Annotated in this window: 17 protein-coding genes; 6 read left to right on the forward strand and 11 right to left on the reverse strand. The window is 73.1% G+C overall.

Annotated features, from left to right (window positions below):
* Positions 1-44: 44 nt before the first annotated feature.
* The 4 genes from B1H19_RS24585 to B1H19_RS24600 all read right to left on the reverse strand — a co-directional run bounded on the left by B1H19_RS24585 (position 45) and on the right by B1H19_RS24600 (position 3,173).
* A complete protein-coding gene (locus tag B1H19_RS24585; protein ID WP_418361468.1) occupies positions 45-731 on the reverse strand; it encodes an HD domain-containing protein in 687 nt (228 codons plus the stop codon).
* 119 nt (positions 732-850) lie between these two features.
* Positions 851-1,843, reverse strand: a complete 993-nt coding sequence (locus B1H19_RS24590; RefSeq protein ID WP_083106942.1) for a transporter substrate-binding domain-containing protein — start codon at positions 1,841-1,843, stop codon at positions 851-853.
* Between the two features lie 107 nt (positions 1,844-1,950).
* Positions 1,951-2,685: a hypothetical protein gene (locus B1H19_RS24595; RefSeq protein WP_083106943.1), complete on the reverse strand. Its 735-nt coding sequence runs from the start codon at positions 2,683-2,685 to the stop codon at positions 1,951-1,953.
* Complete coding sequence (locus B1H19_RS24600; protein ID WP_083106944.1) at positions 2,682-3,173, reverse strand: hypothetical protein; 492 nt, start codon at positions 3,171-3,173, stop codon at positions 2,682-2,684. Before B1H19_RS24600 ends, B1H19_RS24595 begins: the two co-directional genes overlap by 4 nt.
* A 317-nt stretch (positions 3,174-3,490) precedes the next feature.
* On the opposite strand from B1H19_RS24600, the gene B1H19_RS24605 reads away from it, so the two are divergent.
* On the forward strand, positions 3,491-4,216 hold the full coding sequence (locus tag B1H19_RS24605) for a copper homeostasis protein CutC (protein ID WP_083106945.1): 726 nt from the start codon (positions 3,491-3,493) through the stop codon (positions 4,214-4,216).
* Between the two features lie 45 nt (positions 4,217-4,261).
* Here the strand turns inward: B1H19_RS24605 and B1H19_RS24610 are convergent, their stop codons facing one another.
* Positions 4,262-6,352, reverse strand: coding sequence for a HelD family protein (locus tag B1H19_RS24610; RefSeq protein WP_083106946.1), 2,091 nt, complete (start codon positions 6,350-6,352; stop codon positions 4,262-4,264).
* Positions 6,353-6,718: 366 nt separating this feature from the next.
* On the opposite strand from B1H19_RS24610, the gene B1H19_RS24615 reads away from it, so the two are divergent.
* Both B1H19_RS24615 and B1H19_RS24620 read left to right on the forward strand, forming a co-directional pair.
* Positions 6,719-6,928 (forward strand): hypothetical protein, encoded by a 210-nt coding sequence (locus B1H19_RS24615; protein ID WP_083106947.1) that lies wholly within the window; start codon positions 6,719-6,721, stop codon positions 6,926-6,928.
* A gap of 167 nt (positions 6,929-7,095) precedes the next feature.
* Positions 7,096-8,382, forward strand: coding sequence for a glycosyltransferase 87 family protein (locus B1H19_RS24620; protein WP_203237218.1), 1,287 nt, complete (start codon positions 7,096-7,098; stop codon positions 8,380-8,382).
* Positions 8,383-8,447: 65 nt separating this feature from the next.
* Here the strand turns inward: B1H19_RS24620 and B1H19_RS24625 are convergent, their stop codons facing one another.
* Positions 8,448-10,100 carry a DNA repair helicase XPB gene (locus B1H19_RS24625; protein WP_083106948.1) on the reverse strand — a complete coding sequence of 551 codons (1,653 nt, stop codon included), beginning with the start codon at positions 10,098-10,100 and terminating at the stop codon, positions 8,448-8,450.
* Between the two features lie 152 nt (positions 10,101-10,252).
* Positions 10,253-12,754, reverse strand: a complete 2,502-nt coding sequence (locus B1H19_RS24630) for a helicase C-terminal domain-containing protein (protein ID WP_083106949.1) — start codon at positions 12,752-12,754, stop codon at positions 10,253-10,255.
* Positions 12,755-12,929: 175 nt separating this feature from the next.
* Here B1H19_RS24630 and B1H19_RS24635 point away from each other — a divergent pair, with 175 nt between their 5' ends.
* Positions 12,930-13,970, forward strand: coding sequence for a hypothetical protein (locus B1H19_RS24635; protein WP_083106950.1), 1,041 nt, complete (start codon positions 12,930-12,932; stop codon positions 13,968-13,970).
* A gap of 445 nt (positions 13,971-14,415) precedes the next feature.
* A complete protein-coding gene (locus tag B1H19_RS24640) occupies positions 14,416-15,054 on the forward strand; it encodes an HAD family hydrolase (protein WP_107426126.1) in 639 nt (212 codons plus the stop codon).
* On the opposite strand, the gene B1H19_RS24645 is transcribed toward B1H19_RS24640, so the two are convergent.
* Entirely contained in the window at positions 15,012-15,215 is a 204-nt protein-coding gene (locus B1H19_RS24645) for a hypothetical protein (protein WP_107426432.1), read from the reverse strand. The genes B1H19_RS24640 and B1H19_RS24645 overlap by 43 nt on opposite strands.
* Before the next feature lie 281 nt (positions 15,216-15,496).
* Between B1H19_RS24645 and B1H19_RS40515 the strand changes: the two genes are divergently transcribed.
* Positions 15,497-15,880 carry a cold-shock protein gene (locus tag B1H19_RS40515; RefSeq protein ID WP_046926517.1) on the forward strand — a complete coding sequence of 128 codons (384 nt, stop codon included), beginning with the start codon at positions 15,497-15,499 and terminating at the stop codon, positions 15,878-15,880.
* Positions 15,881-15,884: 4 nt separating this feature from the next.
* Here the strand turns inward: B1H19_RS40515 and B1H19_RS24655 are convergent, their stop codons facing one another.
* From B1H19_RS24655 to B1H19_RS24665, 3 genes are read right to left on the reverse strand one after another with little or no spacing between them, the layout of a single operon-like run.
* A complete protein-coding gene (locus B1H19_RS24655) occupies positions 15,885-16,745 on the reverse strand; it encodes a 1,4-dihydroxy-6-naphthoate synthase (RefSeq protein ID WP_083106953.1) in 861 nt (286 codons plus the stop codon).
* On the reverse strand, positions 16,742-17,479 hold the full coding sequence (locus B1H19_RS24660) for a futalosine hydrolase (protein ID WP_083109849.1): 738 nt from the start codon (positions 17,477-17,479) through the stop codon (positions 16,742-16,744). Before B1H19_RS24660 ends, B1H19_RS24655 begins: the two co-directional genes overlap by 4 nt.
* On the reverse strand, positions 17,476-17,985 hold the full coding sequence (locus B1H19_RS24665) for a hypothetical protein (RefSeq protein WP_083106954.1): 510 nt from the start codon (positions 17,983-17,985) through the stop codon (positions 17,476-17,478). Before B1H19_RS24665 ends, B1H19_RS24660 begins: the two co-directional genes overlap by 4 nt.
* Positions 17,986-18,081: the final 96 nt, after the last annotated feature.

Below are 18,081 nucleotides of genomic sequence, written 5' to 3' on the forward strand. Positions count from 1 at the left end.
AACCGACCGCCTTGTCGGCGGCCGATCACCCTTTCAGCGGCCGATCACCCCGTCAGCAGCTCCAGCTCCGTCGCCAGATTCCGTCGCGCCGTGTGTTCCCACCGGTCGTAGCCCATGGGTGTCCGGAACAGCCGGGGCAGGGCGAGGAGTTGGCGCAGCGCGGCGGCGCGGCCCGCGGCGAAATCGGCGTCGGGAACGAAGCCGTACTCCTCGCGGACGGCGGCGGCATACGCCGCATAGTCGTCCGGCGCGCCGGCCAGCACCGCCAGGTCCGCGTCGCACAGCACCTCGCCGTCCGGGTCGTCCGGGGACGGGTCATGAGTGACCGTGAGCCGTACCAGCCGGGCCACCTCGGCCGTACGGGCCGCGCCGACGCCGAGTTCGGGCAGGGCGCGTTCGGCGAGGGCGGCGCTGCGCTCCTCGTTCTCGGAACGGTCCGGGCGGTAGACCGCGTCGTGGAACCAGGCCGCCAACTGGACGACGGGCAGATCGTCGGCATGCTCGGCCAGTTCGTCGATGCGCTCCAGGACGGCGGCCAGATGGGCGACGGTGTGATAGCGGCGTTGCGGCTCGGCCCACCGGGACAGGAGGTTGTCCGCGTACGGGGCCGGGTCGGGGCCCCCGGTGACGTGCGGGCCGCGGGCCTCGGCGACGGCGAGGGCCCAGCGGCGGGCCAGCTCCGCCGGGGCGGTCGGGTGCGCCTTGGGGAACTCGGGGCTCATGGCAGTCATTGTGCCCCGCGGGTCAAGATCCCCGGCGGTACGGGAACACCATCGTCGGCGCCGGGAATCGCCGGCGGGTGGGCCGGACCCCACCCGCGTGACGGCACGTCAGGTCATGTCATGTCGCATCACGTCTGGGGCCGGTCGCGGCAGGACAGCGAGTCGACCGTCTCCAGGCGGGGCTTGAAGTCGGTCTCCCAGGTGGCGTCGGCCTTCGGTATCGACGGCAGGGAGGTCGCGAAGTCCTGGCTCCAGGCGTTGTCGCCGAGGTAGTTCCGCAGGGCGTCCCGCAGCTTCAGGCAGTCCTGGCGGTGCCCCTTCGCCATCGCGATGCCGTACTGGTTGGCGGAGCCGTAGGTGATGTCGGGGACGACCTTGAGATCGGGGTTCTCCTGCGTGAAGCCGTAGAGGATCATCTGGTCGATCGAGACCGCGTCGGCCGTCTTCTTGACCTTGAGGTCGTTGATGCAGGTGGAGGCGTCCGGCTCCTCGTAGACCTGGATGCGGTTGTACCGGGGGCTCTCCAGGATGGTGGCGGCAGTGGTCCCCGGCCAGGTACAGACCCGCTTGCCGACGACATCGTCGGGCTTCTTGATCCGGTTGTCGCGCTTGCGGACCATCAGGCCCTGGTAGGTGGTCGCGTACGGGCCCACGAAGTCCAGGTCCTTCATCCGGTCGACGGTGATCGAATAGGTCGCCACGACCAGGTCCTTCGTCTTGTCGGTGAGCACCGCGCGACGGTCCTCGGACGGCACGATCCCGAAATCCGGTTTGGCGCCGACCGCCTTGAGGACCTGGCGGGCGACGTCGGTGTCGAAGCCGGAGAACTTGTAGTTGCGGACGACGGCCGTGCCGGGCTGGTCGTTCTTGGTGCCGACCTGGACCGTGCCGTCCGCGAAGAGCGAGGGCGGCTGGTCGGCGCCGCAGGCGGTCGCCGCCAGGGCGAGGAGAGCGAGGAGCGCGCCGGCGGCGAGGGCGGGACGGCGGCCGGGCCCGGCGCTTCCGGCCGCGATTCCGGGCCCGAAGGGCCTGACGGGCCTGATGGTGTTGGTGCTCCTAGTGCTCCTAGCGGTCTCGGTAGTCCTAGTGCTCCTGGTGGTCCTGGTGATCCTGACGGTCATGAGGGTCCCCCGTTCATGTGCGGTACGGCGGTACGGGTTCGTGCGCCCTGAGGGCTCGTGCGCCCTACGGGTTCCTGTGCGGTACACCGGTCGCCCGGCGGCGGCCGTCACATGTCGTGCAGTACGGCGCCGGTCGCCCGTACGTCCATCCGGCAGCCGTGGGCGGTGTGCAGCAGCAGGGCGATCCGTACGGAGCGGGCCCGCGCGCCCAGGGTGAAGTCGACGGTGTCACCGGGGCGGACGGTCCTGGTCTGGGCGGCAACGCCCGAGGTGAGCAGCGAGACGGTGGCGCTGGTGTCCGGGAGGCAGGTGGGGCCGGCCGGGTCGTGATCGTCGATGGCCAGCGTCAGGCGCAGGGCGTTGCGCGGCTCCCGGAGGGCGGGGGCGTCCAGGAGGAGGGAGAGGGTGCGGTGCCCGGTGTCGTCCAGCGGCTGCACGCCCCGGGTGTGGACCTGCCCGGTGACGTCGACCTCTCCGTGGGCGACGACGTCCCGGAACGCGAGCCAGGCGCCGACCGTCGCCAGCACGGAGACCAGCGAGAGGACGCCGACCACCCGGACGTACTGCGACTTCGCGTTGCCGTGCCGCGGTTTCGCGTGGAGCACACGGGCGGCGGCGGTGGCGACCGAGAGACCGGCGAGCGTGCCCCACAGGGCGTACTGGCGCGCCGGCCCGTCCGGCCAGGTGCTGCCGGCGATCACCAGGCCCGTACAGGCCGCCAGGAGGGGCACCCAGCGTGCGCTGGGATGCAGCACCCACTTGATGATCACGTTCCGGATGTACTGGGCGGCGATGGAGCCGTCCCCGCTGCTCTCCACGATGCCGCCGCCCGGGCCGGTCATGAGACGTCCCCGGGGCCGGAGGTGCCGGCGCCTCCCATGTAGATCGTGCCGATCTCGCCGGCGGCTATGCCGCCGCTCCCGTAATTGATCACGGTGGTGCTGCCGCGCGGGGCCAGCTGTGCGACGTGCTCCCGCAGACGGGGGGCGTCGCGCCGGTCGGCGGGTTCGCGCAGCCAGGCGGTCACCGCGTCGGACAGCAGCCGCCGGTCCTCGTCGCCGAGGTCCGCGAGCAGCCGGTCCAGAGCGTCTGCGCGACGGGCGTCGAGGACCGGCCCGTCGGCACCGGTTCCCGGACGGCCGTCCCGCTGGCCACCGTCCCCCAGGCCGTCGCGACCGTGCAGCAGCCGCCGGAAGAAGCCCTCCCCGGCCGTCACGGTGCGTTCGGCGATCCGCTGCTGGGCGGCGGCGATCACGGCGGTCCCCAGGCTGTTCGCGGCCAGGGTGAGATACGGCGCGATCTCGGCGGATACGGTCACCAGGTCGGACATGGAAATTCCCCCCACGCTCATCGGACTCGGCCGCAACAGCCTTATCGGGAAGGCGTGTTACCCATGTGCGAGCTGATCCATACCCGCACCATTGAGGGGTTTCGTGCCGGGTATGTAACAGATGTGCCGGGCGCGTACGGGTGGTTGCCGGGCACGTTCGGTGGTGCCGTGACCCCCGGGGCGCCGACCAGGTCGTACGCTACTTATTGGACTAGACCTGTCTGCGGCCCCGCTGCGGCCCTCGTGGCCCGTGACCTGGGACGCCGTGGACCTCGGCGTGGTCCCGTTGCCGTCATCATCGCCTGGATTGGGGTCAAATGAGCAAGCGCGCGCTCCTGGAGGTCATCGCACTCGGTCCGAACGACGCGATGGCGGCGCAGGCCGGCGGGGCCGACCGTCTGGAGCTGGTCGCCGATATGGCGGCCGACGGACTCACCCCGTCCCTGACCACGTTTACGCAGGTCAGGGAGGCCGTCGACATCCCGGTACGGGTGATGCTGCGGGCCGCCGACGGCTTCGCGGCCGGGGATGTGGCGGCGCTGTGCACACAGGCGGCGGCGCTGCGGGCGGCGGGCGCGGAGGAATTCGTCCTGGGCTTTCTGACCCCGGACGGCCGGCCCGACCTCACGGCCGTACGGGCCGTCGCGGCGGCGATCGACGGCTGCCGCTGGACGTTCCACCGGGCCCTCGACCACGCCGCCGACCGCGACGCGCTGCGCAAGGAGCTGGCGGGGCTCCCCGGGGACGTGCGCCCCGACACCTACCTGACGGCCGGTTCCGCCCAGGGCGTGGACGCGGGCCTGGAGACGCTGGTCGCCGAGCAGGCCCGTACGGAAGCGGGCGAGGCCGGATACGAGCCGCGCATCCTGGTGGGCGGCGGACTCACCCTCGGGCACCTGCCCCGGCTCCGGGCGGCGGGCCTGGACGCCTTCCACATCGGCGGCGCCGCCCGCCCCGCCGGCTGGTCCGCCCCGGTGGAGGCGGCAGCCGTACGGCAGTGGCGGGACGCGCTCGACGCGGTACGGGACGGGGTGGGCGTCTAGGGGCGGTCCGATGGGGCGGCGGCGGCCCAGCCGCCAGGGCGGCCGCTACCCGGTGGTGGCCGCCGCGGCCCCCAGCAGTTCCGGCAGGTCCGTCGCATGGATGACGGTCAGGCCGGAGACCGGCCGGGTCAGGCAGACGTACAGGCGGCGCAGGCCGGTGCGTTCGTCCGGTTCGCCGTCGATGATGGCGGCGGGTTCGTCCAGGACCACGTAGTCGTACTCCAGGCCCTTGGCGAGGGTGGCGGGCACCAGGGTCAGGCGGGACTCGGCGGACGTTTCCTCACCGGGGGCCAGGCAGGCCATGCCCGCCGCCTCCAGGGCCGCACGCAACGCCGGAATACGCGCCTCAGCCGCGATCAGGCCGATCGACCCCTCGTTCGTCAGCGCCCGCTCGCACGCCGTGAGGACGGCGGCGTCCAGGTCCTCGGTCGCGACCCGGCGGACCTCGAAATCGCCCGCGGACTCGCGGATCGAGGTGGCCGGCGTCAGATCGGGGGCGATGGCCGGCAGCAGCCGGGAGGCATAGGCGATGACCTCGCGCGGCACACGGAAGCCCTGGGTCAGCTCCTCCACGGCCGAACCCGGCTTCCCCAGGTGGGCCAGCGCCTCCTCCCAGGTGTCGGTCGCCCAAGGCGTCGTCCCCTGGGCGATATCGCCGAGGATCGTCGCCGAGCCCGTCGAACAGCGGCGCCCGACCGCGCGGTACTGCATCGGGGAGAGGTCCTGCGCCTCGTCCAGGACCACATGGCCGAGCGACGGGGTGCGCTCCACCAGGTCCGTCGCCTCGTCGATCAACACCGCATCCGCGGCGGACCACTTGGCGCTCTTCACGCTGCGCGCCGGCCTGGCCCACAGGATGGCCTTCTGCTCCTCCGGAGTGAGGATGCCGTCCGCCTGCTCGGCGAGGAACTCCGCATCGCCCAGCAGCCGCAGCACCAGCTTGGCCGGATCCACCGGCGGCCAGACCGCCTTGACCGCGGCCTTCACGGCGGCGTTACGGGCCACCGCATCCTGCACCCGGTCGTCCGGCGCCTCGCCCGCCTGCTCCATCCGCACCAGCACGGCATGCGCGATCCGCTGCGGCAGCGCCTCGCGGGCCGCGCCGTAGCGGATGTCCCGGTCCATCAACTCCCGCACGATGTCCTCGATTTCATACGCCGGTACGCGCCAGCGGCGGGAGCCGCGCACGACCACGCACGGCTCCGCGGGCGGGGTGATGCCCGCACGGACGGCCCGCCGCAGCACCTGCGCCATCCGCGCATCGCCCTTGACCGTCGCCGCGGCCGCATCGTCCGTGCCGCGCACCTCCACATGGGCCACCAGGTCGTCGACCGTGGCCTGTTTGACCTCCAACTCGCCCAGGGCGGGCAGCACCTGCTCGATGTAGTGCAGGAACGAGCGGTTCGGGCCGACGACGAGGGTGCCGGAGCGCGCCAGCCGCTCCCGGTGCGCGTAGAGGAGGTAGGCGACCCGGTGCAGACCCACCGCCGTCTTCCCCGTACCGGGCGCCCCCTGGACGCAGACCGAGCCGCCGATTCCGGCCCGTACGATCTCGTCCTGCTCCGGCTGGATGGTGGCGACGATGTCCCGCATGGGGCCGACGCGCGGCCGCTCGATCTCCGACTGGAGCAGCGCGCTGGTCCGGGCCGTTTCCGCCGGGTCGGCGAGGTGCTCGTCCTCGTACGCCGTCAACTCGCCGCCGGTGTAGCCGAATCGGCGGCGCAGCTTCAGGTCCATCGGGTCCTTCGTGGAGGCCCGGTAGAACGGCTGCGAGACGGGGGCGCGCCAGTCGATGACCATGGGGTCGCCGTCGGCGTCGTGGACATGGCGGCGGCCGATGTAGAAGTTCTCCCCGGCGGCGCCCTCGGCGAGGTCGACGCCGGGCGCGTGCAGATAGTCGAGGCGGCCGAAGAAGAGCGGGGTGTGGGAGAGATCGGCGAGGGCCTTGATCCGGGCCTCGATCTCGCTTTGGAGCACCTTCGCGTTGACCCAGTTCGCGGCAACGTCCGCGATGTTGAGCTCCTCGGCGTCCTTGCGCATGGCGCGCAGGGCGGAGCGGGAGGCGGCGAGGTGGGCGCGCTCGCGGGCCAGCAGATCGGACGGGTCGTTCGGGGACGGGTGGGCAGGCGAGGGCACGGCGTTGCCTCCGGTGGGAAGTGTCCGGTGGACGTACTGCGGCGGGCGCGTGCGCGCGGTGGGCGGGCACGGCGGGGCCGGCCGGTTTCCGTCCGGTCGGCGGCGCTCCTCGACGGGAGGCGGGCAGACGCGCGATTGTAGCCAGCACCTATCTGGGGCGCCAACGGAATATCCGGGAGCCTGGCGGTCGGGTCGTCCGGTGACGACGGCCGATCCGCCCCTTGCCGGGTAGTACCTGGGATGGACGGCGCCCGGACCCGTGGGTCTCCGTCAGGGGCCGTATGGCACCAGAGGCTGACGTCCGGCCGCGGAAGGATGGACCCATGGACGGATGCGCGGCAATCGGGTGAAATCCATCATTGAGGCATGAGTAGCGCAGCGATTCACTCCGCATCCGTCCACGCGCCGTCCCGGTACCCGGTCAAGGGCGCCACCGCCCTCGGCCCCGACCCCGTACACCCCGCGGACGGCGTCCACGACAGCCGTCATGTGATAGGCAACGCCCTCCGCGCGGTCCGGGTCTTCGTCGCGGCGGCCTTCAGCGTCGCGGTCCTGGGGGAGTACGGCGAGGACTGAGGTCCGCCCGGACCACCATGCGCGGACCACCGTGCCCGGCCCGCCGCCTCGTCCGCCCCACCCCGGCCTGACATACACATGACCAGAAACCGTTACGGCCCGTCGACCCCGATCCACTAGCGTCGCCGCCAAGGGCGCGCTCGGGTCTATCAGGGAGGGGTCGAGGGGTGTCTGCCGCGGACGGGACGGGGACCTGGACGGCAAGACGGACCTGGGCGCAGGGCATCGCGGCCCGCCGCAGGCTGGTGCTCGCGGCCGCACTGCTCGTGGTGTCGTTCGCTGGGCTGTGGGTGCTCTACGAGGCCCAGCCGCTCCCGATGTCCGACATAGCCGTCTACCGTGCGGAGGGCGATGCCGCCGCGACCGGAGGTGACCTCTACGGGTTCGCGGTCACCAAATGGCACCTTTCGGCCACCTACCCGCCCTTTGCCGCCCTGCTGTTCATCCCCACCAGCTGGATCCCGCTCGCCACCCTCAAGGTCGTCTGCGTACTCGTCAACGCGGCCCTGCTCGCCCTGCTGATCCACCTCTCCGCCAAGGCCGCCGGCCTGCGCAGGGCCACCGGCGCCGCGCCCGCCCTGCTGACCGCCACCGCCCTCGGCCTCTGGCTCGAACCGGTCTTCCAGACCTTCGTCTTCGGCCAGGTCAACCTCGCGCTCGCCTGCCTGGTCCTGTGGGACCTCTCCCGCCCCGACGGCGCCCGCTTCAAGGGCTTCGCCACCGGCCTCGCGGCAGGCGTCAAACTCACCCCCGCGATCTTCGCCGTCTATCTCCTGATCACCGGCCGGGTGAAGGCCGCCGCCACCGCCCTCGCCGGGTTCGCCTTCTCGGTGCTGACCGGGCTGCTCTTCCTGCCCCACGCCAGCGTCGAGTTCTGGACCCGGCGGATGTTCGAGACCGGCCGGGTCGGCACGGTATGGATCGTCGACAACCAGTCGCTCCAGGGCATGATCGCCAGGGTTCTGCACAACCCCCGGCCGGGCCTCGTATGGGCCGTGGCGGCGCTGCTCACCGCCGTCGCCGGCCTCTGGGCCGCCCGCCGGGTCTATCTGCGCCGCGGCCTGGACACCTGGGGCGTCCTGGCCGCCGCCGTCACGGCCCTGCTGGTCTCGCCGATCAGCTGGTCCCACCACTGGGTGTGGTGCGTGCCCCTGCTGGCCGTCCTGGCCTCCCACACCCACGGCATCCCCTGGCGCCGGGCACTGCTGGCCGCCGTCACCGTGGTCTTCACCGCCCGCACCCTGTGGATCGTGCCGCACACCGGCGACCTCGACCTCCACTTCTCCTGGTGGCAGCAGCCGCTCACCTCGCCCTACCCGCTGCTCGGCCTGGCGCTGCTCGCCACCCTGGTGTGGTGGACCCGGCGCTCCCCGGGCCACCCCGCGCCCCCCGGCCGGATCCCCCCGCCCCGTACGGGCACCGCGCCGCTGGACACCCACACCCGTACGGGCTGAACACGGCGGCCCGGCGGCCCCTCCAGCCGCGCGCCCGCCTCAGGGACGGGCCGGGCCCCCGGGCCTCACCACTCCTCCTCCGTCGCCAGCAGCTCATCGGAGTCCACGATCCGGTACGCATACCCCTGCTCGGCCAGGAAGCGCTGACGGTGCGCGGCGAAGTCCTGGTCGATGGTGTCGCGGGCGACGACCGAATAGAACCGCGCCTCGTGCCCGTCCGCCTTGGGCCGCAGCACCCGCCCCAGCCGCTGCGCCTCCTCCTGGCGCGACCCGAACGTGCCGGACACCTGGATCGCCACCGTGGCCTCGGGAAGGTCGATCGAGAAGTTCGCCACCTTCGAGACCACCAGCACCGAGATCTCGCCCTCCCGGAACGCGTCGAAGAGCTTCTCCCGCTGTGCGTTGGTGGTCTCCCCCTTGATCACCGGCGCGTCCAGATGCTCCCCCAGCTCATCGAGCTGGTCGATGTACTGCCCGATGACCAGGGTCTGTTCGCCCTGATGGCGCCGCACCAGCGCCTCGGTCACATACTGCTTGCTGGCCGTCGTCGCGCAGTAACGGTACTTCTCCTCGGTCTCCGCCGTCGCATACGCCAGCCGCTCCGACTCGGTCAGATTGACCCGCACCTCGACGCAGTCGGCCGGGGCGATATAGCCCTGCGCCTCGATCTCCTTCCACGGCGCATCGAACCGCTTCGGCCCGATGAGCGAGAAGACGTCCGACTCCCGCCCGTCCTCCCGCACCAGCGTCGCCGTCAGCCCCAGCCGCCGCCGCGCCTGGAGATCGGCCGTGAACTTGAAGACCGGCGCCGGCAGCAGATGCACCTCGTCGTAGACGATCAGGCCCCAGTCCCGGGAATCGAAGAGCTCCAGATGCGGATAGACGCCCTTCCGCTTCGTCGTCAGCACCTGATACGTCGCGATGGTGACCGGCCGGATCTCTTTCCTCGTCCCGCTGTACTCGCCGATCTCGTCCGCGCTCAGCGACGTCCGCTTCACCAGCTCGTGCTTCCACTGCCGCGCCGAGACCGTATTCGTGACGAGAATCAGCGTGGTGGCCTTCGCCTGGGCCATCGCACCGGCCCCCACCAGCGTCTTTCCCGCACCGCACGGCAGGACGACGACACCCGAGCCGCCGTGCCAGAAGCCCTCCACGGCCTGCTGCTGATACGGCCGCAGCGCCCAGCCGTCCTCGCGCAGCTCGATGGGATGCGCCTCGCCGTCGACGTAACCGGCCAGGTCCTCGGCCGGCCAGCCCAGCTTGAGCAGCGTCTGCTTGATCTGCCCCCGCTCGGAGGGGTGCACGACCACACTGTCCCGGTCGATCCGCTCCCCGACCAGCGGCTGCACCTTCTTCGACCGCAGGATCTCCTCGAGGACCGGCCGGTCGGTGGTGGTCAGCATCAGCCCGTGCGCCGGGTGCTTGACCAGCGTCAGCCGCCCGTAACGCGACATCGTCTCGGCGATGTCGACCAGCAGCGCATGCGGCACCGGATACCGCGAGAACTGCACCAGCGCATCGACGACCTGCTCGGCGTCGTGCCCGGCGGCCCGCGCGTTCCACAGCCCCAGCGGCGTCACCCGGTAGGTATGGATGTGCTCCGGCGCCCGCTCCAGCTCCGCAAAGGGCGCGATGGCCCGCCGGCAGGCGTCCGCCAGCTCATGGTCCACCTCCAGGAGCAGCGTTTTGTCGCTCTGGACGATGAGAGGTCCGTTCACGCGCCTCGCCTTTCGCTTCCCGGCCGCCGGACGCAGGGACCGGCCGCAGCCATCGGCCGTACATCCGGCCAAACGTCCAGTCTGCCGCATGGGCGCACCGACCCGTTAGCGATGGACGACGGCAGACCTGGCGGCCCGCCGGAACGGGCTGTTCAGGACGCGGATTCGTCGGCCAGTTCGGCCACGCCCGTGATCCGGTGGAGCGGATAGGTGCGGACCTCGTCGGCGGTGTGGTCGTAGGCCGTCACAAAGCCGCCCTCGACCCGGACGGGGGCGATCACCCGCTGGCTGGCGGCGCCGTCGGCGTTGACGTAGCCGATCCACAGGGCCGAGCTGGTGAGCACCGCGGCCTGCATCGTGGCGAGGGTCTCGGCGGAGGTGGTGCGGGGCAGGCCGCCGGGGGCCGGGGAGGGGGCGGCGTGGACGGGTTTGCGTTCGGCGGTGGCGGCCAGGTCGCCGGCGCGGATGGCGCGGACGGCCGCCGTCAGGAGGGTGGCGTCGGGGGCGGGCGGGCCCTCGGGGACCGGGACGGGGGCCGTGCGGGGCGGGGTGCGGTAGGTGTCGCTGCGGGCGATCAGGACGTCGCCGGTGGCGGACTCGGCGGCGGGGGCGTAGCCCATGGCCCGCAGCCCTTCGAGGAGCTGGTCGGGGGCGGTCTGCGCGGCCAGCACGGTGGGGGCCAGCCGGCGCAGGCGCAGGGCGACGGCGCGGCGGTCGGCGAGGATCTCGGACAGCAGCGCATCGTCGTCGCAGCGCAGGTAGGCGGCGGCCGCGCCGACCCGCAACCGGCCGTGCCTACGGGCCACATCGTCGACGAGATAGCTGAGCGGCTGCGGGACCGGCGTACGGGAGTGGGCGGCCAGGAACTCCTGGAGCTCGGCGGCGGAGCGCCCGGCGTCCAGGGCGCGGCGTACGGAGGCGGGGGTGAAGCGGTACACCGTCGCGCCGCCCTTGGACTCGACGTCGGCCAGGACGCCCAGCGCCTCGGCCAGCGGGCGGCGCAGCGGCCCGGGCGCGACGGCGGTCAGGTCCGCCTGGAGCAGGACGTGGTCGACGGGCTCGGGCAGCAGCGGGGCGAGCAGGGCGGCGGCGCGGCCCGCGGCGGCCGTGGCCTCGGCGGGGGTGGGGACGGGCGCCGGGGCGTCGTCCTCCGGTTCGGTGCCGAGCAGCGCGCGGCCGTGGGCGGCGAGCGCGCCGCGGCCGGTCACGCCCAGCAACTCGGCCTCGTCGAGCGTCCATTGGGCGAGCCGGGTCCGCAGATCGGCCTCGACCGGGGCCGCCGTCCCCTCCTCGGGCTTGGCCGCGGCCGCCCCGCGCAGCGGCCGCTCCCACTGGAGCCGGGCGAGCAGCGCCCCGGACGGTACGGACGTCCCGGGCGGGAGAGCGGCCAGCAGGGCGAGGGTGCGCCGACGGACCTCCGGGGCCGGGGAGCGGTCCACATTCGGCCCCAGCGCGGCGAGGGTGCGGCCCTTGGCGTCGGCGGTGCCGACCACCCCCGGCGTACGGGTCGCGGGCAGCCAGGCGGCCGCCAGCACCGCCCAGCGCTCGTGGTCGGGCAGTTGCAGCCACTCCTCGGCGGCCGGGGTGGCCGCATATCGCTCATCGGTCTCGCCGTCGGAGGCGATCAGCCCCGCCCCGTAGGCCAGTTCCAGCCAGAAGGCGGCCAGATGTTCGGTGGTGTCCAGGGCGGTCGCGGTCCGCTTGAGGTCGCGCACGCTCAGGCCCCCGGCTCGCAGGACCGACGGCCCGCCCAGGTCCCACTCCTTGAGCAGTTCCTCGACGGTCGCCAGCGCCGTGAAGGCCGCGCTCGCGGCGGCGTTGTCCACCAGGCGGGGATCGCGTTCCGTGGCGGGCGCCGGTTTCGGCGGCAGCGGTTCCGGGGTGCGGTGCGCGCGGCCCGCCCGCAGATGCAGGGCGACCTCCCGGGGCAGCACGACATTGCGCCCGCCCGCCGGGAGCAGCAGCCCGCGGTCGAGCAGCCACTGGAGATGCGCGGCCGGGCGGTCCGTGACACCGCCGTACGGAGGCCCCCACAGCAGCTTGTCGAGCACCGCGACGGACTCGGCCGGGGCGGTGTCCAGCAGCCGTGCCATCCGCGTGCGGTCGGAGAAGAGCGAGGTCAGCGCGGCGATGGCGGTGACCGGATCGTGGGTGGCGGGCAGGTCCGCCGCGGCGAGGATCTCCTGGAGCCGACCCGGCGACATCCCCGCGGTGGCCTCCGCGACGGTCGGGCCGAGCCCGGTGGGCGAGGGATGGGTGGCGCTCGGCGTGAGCAGCTCACGGGCCGTCCGCACCAGCCGCAGCCGCTCGTCCGGCCCCCACACCAGCGCCTGCGCCCGCAGCGTGGCCACCGCCCGGGGCAGCTCCGCGGCGACCGCCGGATCCCCGGCGTCCCCGCACATCAGCGCGTCGAGCGCCGGGTACGGGCAGGGGTCGGGCGCCACGGCCAGCGCCTCGGCGGTCTGCAGCGCGAAGCGGTCCAGCCGCTCGACCGCCCGCGCCACCGAGGCGCGGGTGCCAGCCCTGGTGGCGAGCTGGGTGACGTCCCCCGGCACCGGGGAGAGCAGATCGGGCCGGGCCCGCAGCAGGCCGGCGAGCCCGCTGTCGGTGCGGGTTCTGAGCTCCTCGGCCAGGGTGCGGGGTGTATCGGTCATTCGTCTTACGTTAGCCGGGCCATGGATCCCAGGGCACCGTCTGGCGGCCACGGCGCCGAGGGGCGCACGCCCGGCGGGCCCGTCGGGGGCGGCGGTCCGGACCGGTCGGCGGTACGGTCGGAGGCGCAACCGGCGGGCGCCGCAGGGGACTTCGTGGGGTTATTGGGGTAATACCGTGGGGATCGAAAGCGATCAGCTGGTCTTCGACTATCTGAGCCGGGTCGGCGATCTGGCACAGCAGCGCGGACTGCCGGCCGCCGCACGGATGCAGCTGGTGGCCGGACTGCGGTCCCGGATCGACGCCCAGAAACCCGACACCGTCCCCGGAGTGAAGCGGATGCTGGCGCGGCTGGGCACGCCGGAGGCGCTGGTGGCGGCCGCGCGCAGCGGGGACGCGCCCCCGGAGGTGGAGCCGGCCGGCAGCGGCCCCGGATGGCGCTCCGGCCTTCTCGGCAAGGTCCCCGGGCCCCGGGACGGCACGCCGCGCCCCGGCTTTCTGCGCAAACCCGCCCGGCCCGCGCCGGAGCCGGATCCGGGCGGCGCGCCGCCGCATCTGGCGGGCGCCGACGAGCTGGGCGATGCGGACGATCCGCCGGACTGGTGGCGGGTGGAGGCGTCGCCGTACGCGGCGGAGGAGAGCGTGCCGGGGTTCATCGGCGGCATCGAGCTCCCGGAGGTCTGGGAGCGGCCCGAGGCCGAGGCCGCCGAGGCGGCCGATGGAGCCGACGATGCCGACCCGGAGGACGGCAGGCGGTCCCTTCCGCGACTCCTGCGGCGTGCGCTGGCGCGCCGCCGAGCGCCCGGCCCCGAGGCCGAAGCCGAGGACGACCCGGCCGGTGAGCCGGAGGACGCCCCCGAAGAGCCCCCGGCGTCCTCCTGGGCGTGGCTCAGCCCCGTCCCGGCGCTGGCGGTGGTGCTGCTGCTCGCGGGCGCCGTGGTCGGCTCCTGGCTCGCGCTCGCGGGCGGCTGGGGGCTGCTGTACGTGTCGCGGCGGCTGACCCGCGCCGAGGTCAAGTTCGCCGTCCTGGGCGTGCCGGGAGCCGCCCTGTGCGGTCTGCTGGTGTGGCTCTGGGGGCGCTTCGACGGGCGGTGGGGCGAGCGGGTTGCCCCCGGTGCGGTCGGGCAGGCCCTTTTGGAGGGCCTGCCCGGGGTGGCTCGGGTCGCGGCCGTGTTGTCTTCGGGGTACGTCCTTTGGCGTCTCCGGCGTTCGTATTAGGCCCCACGTTCGCCGTGGGCCCCACGTTGCCGGGTGCGGCGCCGTTTCTGTTGCGGTGGTTCTGTACCCGCCTGGCGGCGGGATCGGGGTGGGTTTCGGGGTTGGTCGCCTGCTGTGTGGTGTGGGTGCGGGGCCGGTCTTCCACGACTTCGTCGCTCCAGCCCGGCCCCTCCCGTCCGGTTCGGCGGCCACCCCGGGGTGGGGGTTACCTGGTGGGTTTCCCTGAGCCTTCACCCGGCGGCCGTCTGTACCTTCCTCCCCTGGCCGGGAGGTCGACGACGGCGGGGAGGCGGCAGGCTGTAGGGACGAAGTCCTGGAAGCCTGACGCCGCACCCACACCCGGGTGCACACGACCGCGGCGGCCAACCCCACCCCCGCCCGCCGAAGGCGGGCAAAGCGCAACCCCCACGGCGCCGCAGAAAACAACGTGGGGAGAATGCAAACCATGCGCACACTTACCGTCGGGTTCGATCTCGATATGACGCTGATCGACTCCCGGCCCGGCATCAAGGCCACCTACGAGGAGCTGTCGGCCAGGACCGGCACCTACGTCGATGCCGAGGCGGCGATCGGTCGGCTGGGGCCGCCGTTGGAGGAGGAGATCCGGCGGTGGTTCCCGGCGGAGCGGGTGGTGGAGATGTGTGCGGTCTACCGCGGGCTGTATCCGGATTACGCGATCGCGCCGACGCGGGCCATGCCCGGTGCCCGGGAGGCCCTGGCCGCGGTGCGGGCGGCGGGCGGGCGGGCGATCGTCGTCACCGCCAAGTACGAGCCCAGCGCCAAGCTGCATCTGGCCCATCTGGGCATCGACGCGGACGCGGTCATCGGCTCGCTGTGGGCGGAGGCCAAGGCCGAGGCGCTGCGCGAGCACGACGCGGCGGTCTACGTCGGCGACCACACCGGCGACGTACGGGGCGCGCGCACCGCACAGGCGCTGTCGGTGGCCGTCGCGACGGGACCGTGCACGGCGGAGGAGCTGCGCGCGGCCGGGGCCGATGTGGTGCTCGGCGATCTGACGGAGTTCGCCGGGTGGCTGGATCGCTACGTAGCGGACGGCGAGGGCGCGGCGTCGGCCTCCGTATGACGCCGCTGGGCCCTGGCGGACCGGATCACGCCCGCCGCGGCCACCGCGAAACCGGCGCCCATCAGCATGCACACCCAGTAGAAGACGGACGGCAGCGGCTCGGTCCCGAGGAACAGCGGCGCCACCGTGGCGAGAGTGGCCACTGCGCCAACTAGGAACATGATCGCGCCGATTCGGACCAGCAGATCCCCGGCCTGGGGCGTTTCATCAGACACCTGACCAGGGTAAGTGCCGGGCCAGAAGTTCCGAGGATCCCCCCTGGGACGTCTTGTCACCGGGCACCGGACCATTAGCCTTGGTGGTGGCGGGTCAGGTGACCCGCTGCACTGCTATCCAGAGCCGTTTCACGAGATCGTTATTCAGACCGCGTCTGCTGCGGGTGCGCAGCAGACGCCAGTATTTTTCCCAGCACTTCCCGACGAGTACAAGGACGAGGACAGACGTGCCTACCGGCAAGGTCAAGTGGTTCAACAGCGAGAAGGGCTTCGGCTTTCTCTCCCGCGACGACGGCGGTGACGTCTTTGTGCACTCGTCGGTGCTTCCCGACGGGGTGGACGCACTCAAGCCGGGCCAGCGCGTCGAGTTCGGCGTGGTCGCCGGTCAGCGCGGCGACCAGGCGCTGACGGTGACGCTCCTCGACCCCGCGCCCTCGGTGGCGGCCGCCCAGCGCCGCAAGCCGGATGAACTCGCCTCGATCGTGCAGGACCTCACCACCCTGCTGGAGAACGTCACCCAGCAGCTGGAGCGCGGCCGCTACCCCGACAAGGCCCATGGCGCCAAGATCGCCGGCATGCTGCGGGCGGTCGCCGACCAGCTGGACGTCTGACGGGTCAGTCCACGAAACGCAGCGCATCGCGGCCGAGGGGCGGTACGAGCCCCTCGGCCGCGGCGCGGTCGAGCAGTCCGCGCACCGCGGCCAGGCCGTCCGCGCCCAGGTCGGCGGTGAATTCATTGACGTACAGGGCGATGTGCCGGTCGGCGACGGCCGGATCCATCTCCTGGGCGTGCTCCAGGACGTAGGGACGCGAGATCTGCGGGTCGTCCCAGGCCATCCGGACGGACGTGCGGATGGCGGCCGCCAGTCGGCGCAGCGCCGGCGCGCCCAGCGACCGCTTGGCGACGATCGCGCCGAGCGGGATCGGCAGTCCGGTGGTGGTCTCCCAGTGCTCGCCCATGTCGGCCAGACAGGTCAGCCCGTGGTCCTGGTAGGTGAACCGCGCCTCGTGGATGACCAGGCCCGCGTCCACCGTGCCGTTGCGCACCGCCGGCATGATCTCGTGGAACGGCAGCACCACGATCTCGCCGACCCCGCCCGGCACTTCGGCGGCCGCCCACAGCCGGAACAGCAGATAGGCGGTGGAGCGCTCGCTGGGCACCGCGACCGTTTTGCCCTTGAGGTCCGCGGCCGTCGCCTGCTCCCGGGTCAGTACCAGCGGGCCGCAGCCGCGCCCCAGCGCACCGCCGCAGGGCAGCAGCGCATAGTCGTCGAGGATCCACGGCAGCACCGCGTACGACACCTTCAGCACATCGAACTCGCCGCGCTCGGCCATGCCGTTGGTCACGTCGATATCGGCGTAGGTGACGGCCAGCTCCGGCGTGTCCGGGACCCGGCCGTGTGCGAGGGCCTCGAAGACGAAGGTGTCGTTCGGGCACGGCGAGTACGCGATGTCCAGGGGCCGGGTCGCGGTCACGGGGTCCTCCTCAAGGCGGGCGGGAGCGCTGCGGGCAGCGCGCGGAAGGCGTCGGTCAGCGCCGCCAGCGCCTCGCCGATCCGCCAGGCGGCGCGGTCGCGGGGGCCGACGGCGTTGGAGACCGTACGGATTTCGAGCACCGGCACCCCGTGCGCGGCGGCCGCCTCGGCGACGCCGAAGCCCTCCATGGCCTCGGCCAGCACGCCCGGGTGACGATCCGCCAGCGCGGTCGCGCGGGCGGCGCTGCCGGTGACGGTGGAGACGGTCACCACGGTGCCGGCCGCGCCGCCGGTCGCCGCGGTGACGGCGTGCACCAGCTCCGGATCGGGGCGGTGGACGACGGTCCCGAAGCCGAGGTCGGTGACCGCAAGGAACCCGTCGGGGGTCTCGGCGCCGAGATCGGCGGCGACGATCGCGTCCGCGACCACCACCGACCCCAGGGGCGCGTGGGGGCAGAAGCCGCCGCCGATCCCCGCGGAGACCACCAGGCCGTACGGCGCGTCCGCGAGCGCGGCGGCGGTCAGCGCGGTGGCCGCACCGGCGGCCGCCGCGGCCGGGCCGACACCGGCGGCGAGCACATCGAAGGCACCGGTGCGGTGCAGCACCTGGCCGCCGGGCAGCGCCCGGACCTCGTACGGGCCCGTCGCGGCGCAGACCGCATCCCGCTCGGCGCCCACCGCCGTGACGACGAGGACCCGCGCGGGCCCGTCGGCGGCCGGCGGTCGTGCGGTCAGTCCTTCGCCTTGAGCTGGAAGTGCCACATGGTCTCCGTGCCCTGGCCCTGACCCTTGGCGAGCTTGCCGATCAGCAGCGTGACCTCCTTGAGGTAGGAGACCTGGCCGGTCTGCGGGTTCGTCCGCTGGAAGAGCTTGTCCGCGTCGAAGGTGCGGTAGGTGTCGTTGCTGGGCGCCCGCAGGACCGGGTCGCCGGCGACGACGTACCAGCCGGCCTTGGCGACGGCCGGGTCGACGCCGATGCGGACCTTCTCGCCGGCGTGCACCTCGACGCTCTTGCCGCCCTCCTGCGACACACAGCTCGCGATCTGCTTCTGGGACAGCGCCTCGCCGTTGCCGTCGCAGCCGGGAATGGCCTCCGACGTCAGCGTCGTCGAGCCGACCGTCACGGTCGCGAGCTCGGTCGGCTTCTCACAGGCGGAGAGGGTGAGCAGGCCCAGGGACACGGCACCGATGGCGGCAGCGGCGCGGCGGCCCTTCGCCCGGGAGATCAACGCAGCGGTCATACGGGCAGGCTATCGGGCGCCTGCTCCCACGCCACGCGCGGGTACGGCGCGCCGCCCCGGACGGGGCCACCCGGGGCCACCGGTCGGGCCACCCGG

It is taken from the genome of Streptomyces gilvosporeus (assembly GCF_002082195.1).
In the GTDB taxonomy this organism is placed as follows: domain Bacteria; phylum Actinomycetota; class Actinomycetes; order Streptomycetales; family Streptomycetaceae; genus Streptomyces; species Streptomyces gilvosporeus.

What these genes read in the sequence shown, in the direction of transcription:
- B1H19_RS24585 (WP_418361468.1), bottom strand. Translation starts at nt 731, where the DNA reads ATGACTGCCATGAGCCCCGAGTTCCCCAAGGCGCACCCGACCGCCCCG.
- B1H19_RS24590 (WP_083106942.1), bottom strand. Translation starts at nt 1,843, where the DNA reads ATGACCGTCAGGATCACCAGGACCACCAGGAGCACTAGGACTACCGAG.
- B1H19_RS24595 (WP_083106943.1), bottom strand. Translation starts at nt 2,685, where the DNA reads ATGACCGGCCCGGGCGGCGGCATCGTGGAGAGCAGCGGGGACGGCTCC.
- B1H19_RS24600 (WP_083106944.1), bottom strand. Translation starts at nt 3,173, where the DNA reads ATGTCCGACCTGGTGACCGTATCCGCCGAGATCGCGCCGTATCTCACC.
- B1H19_RS24605 (WP_083106945.1), top strand. Translation starts at nt 3,491, where the DNA reads ATGAGCAAGCGCGCGCTCCTGGAGGTCATCGCACTCGGTCCGAACGAC.
- B1H19_RS24615 (WP_083106947.1), top strand. Translation starts at nt 6,719, where the DNA reads ATGAGTAGCGCAGCGATTCACTCCGCATCCGTCCACGCGCCGTCCCGG.
- B1H19_RS24630 (WP_083106949.1), bottom strand. Translation starts at nt 12,754, where the DNA reads ATGACCGATACACCCCGCACCCTGGCCGAGGAGCTCAGAACCCGCACC.
- B1H19_RS24640 (WP_107426126.1), top strand. Translation starts at nt 14,416, where the DNA reads ATGCGCACACTTACCGTCGGGTTCGATCTCGATATGACGCTGATCGAC.
- B1H19_RS24645 (WP_107426432.1), bottom strand. Translation starts at nt 15,215, where the DNA reads ATGTTCCTAGTTGGCGCAGTGGCCACTCTCGCCACGGTGGCGCCGCTG.
- B1H19_RS24665 (WP_083106954.1), bottom strand. Translation starts at nt 17,985, where the DNA reads ATGACCGCTGCGTTGATCTCCCGGGCGAAGGGCCGCCGCGCCGCTGCC.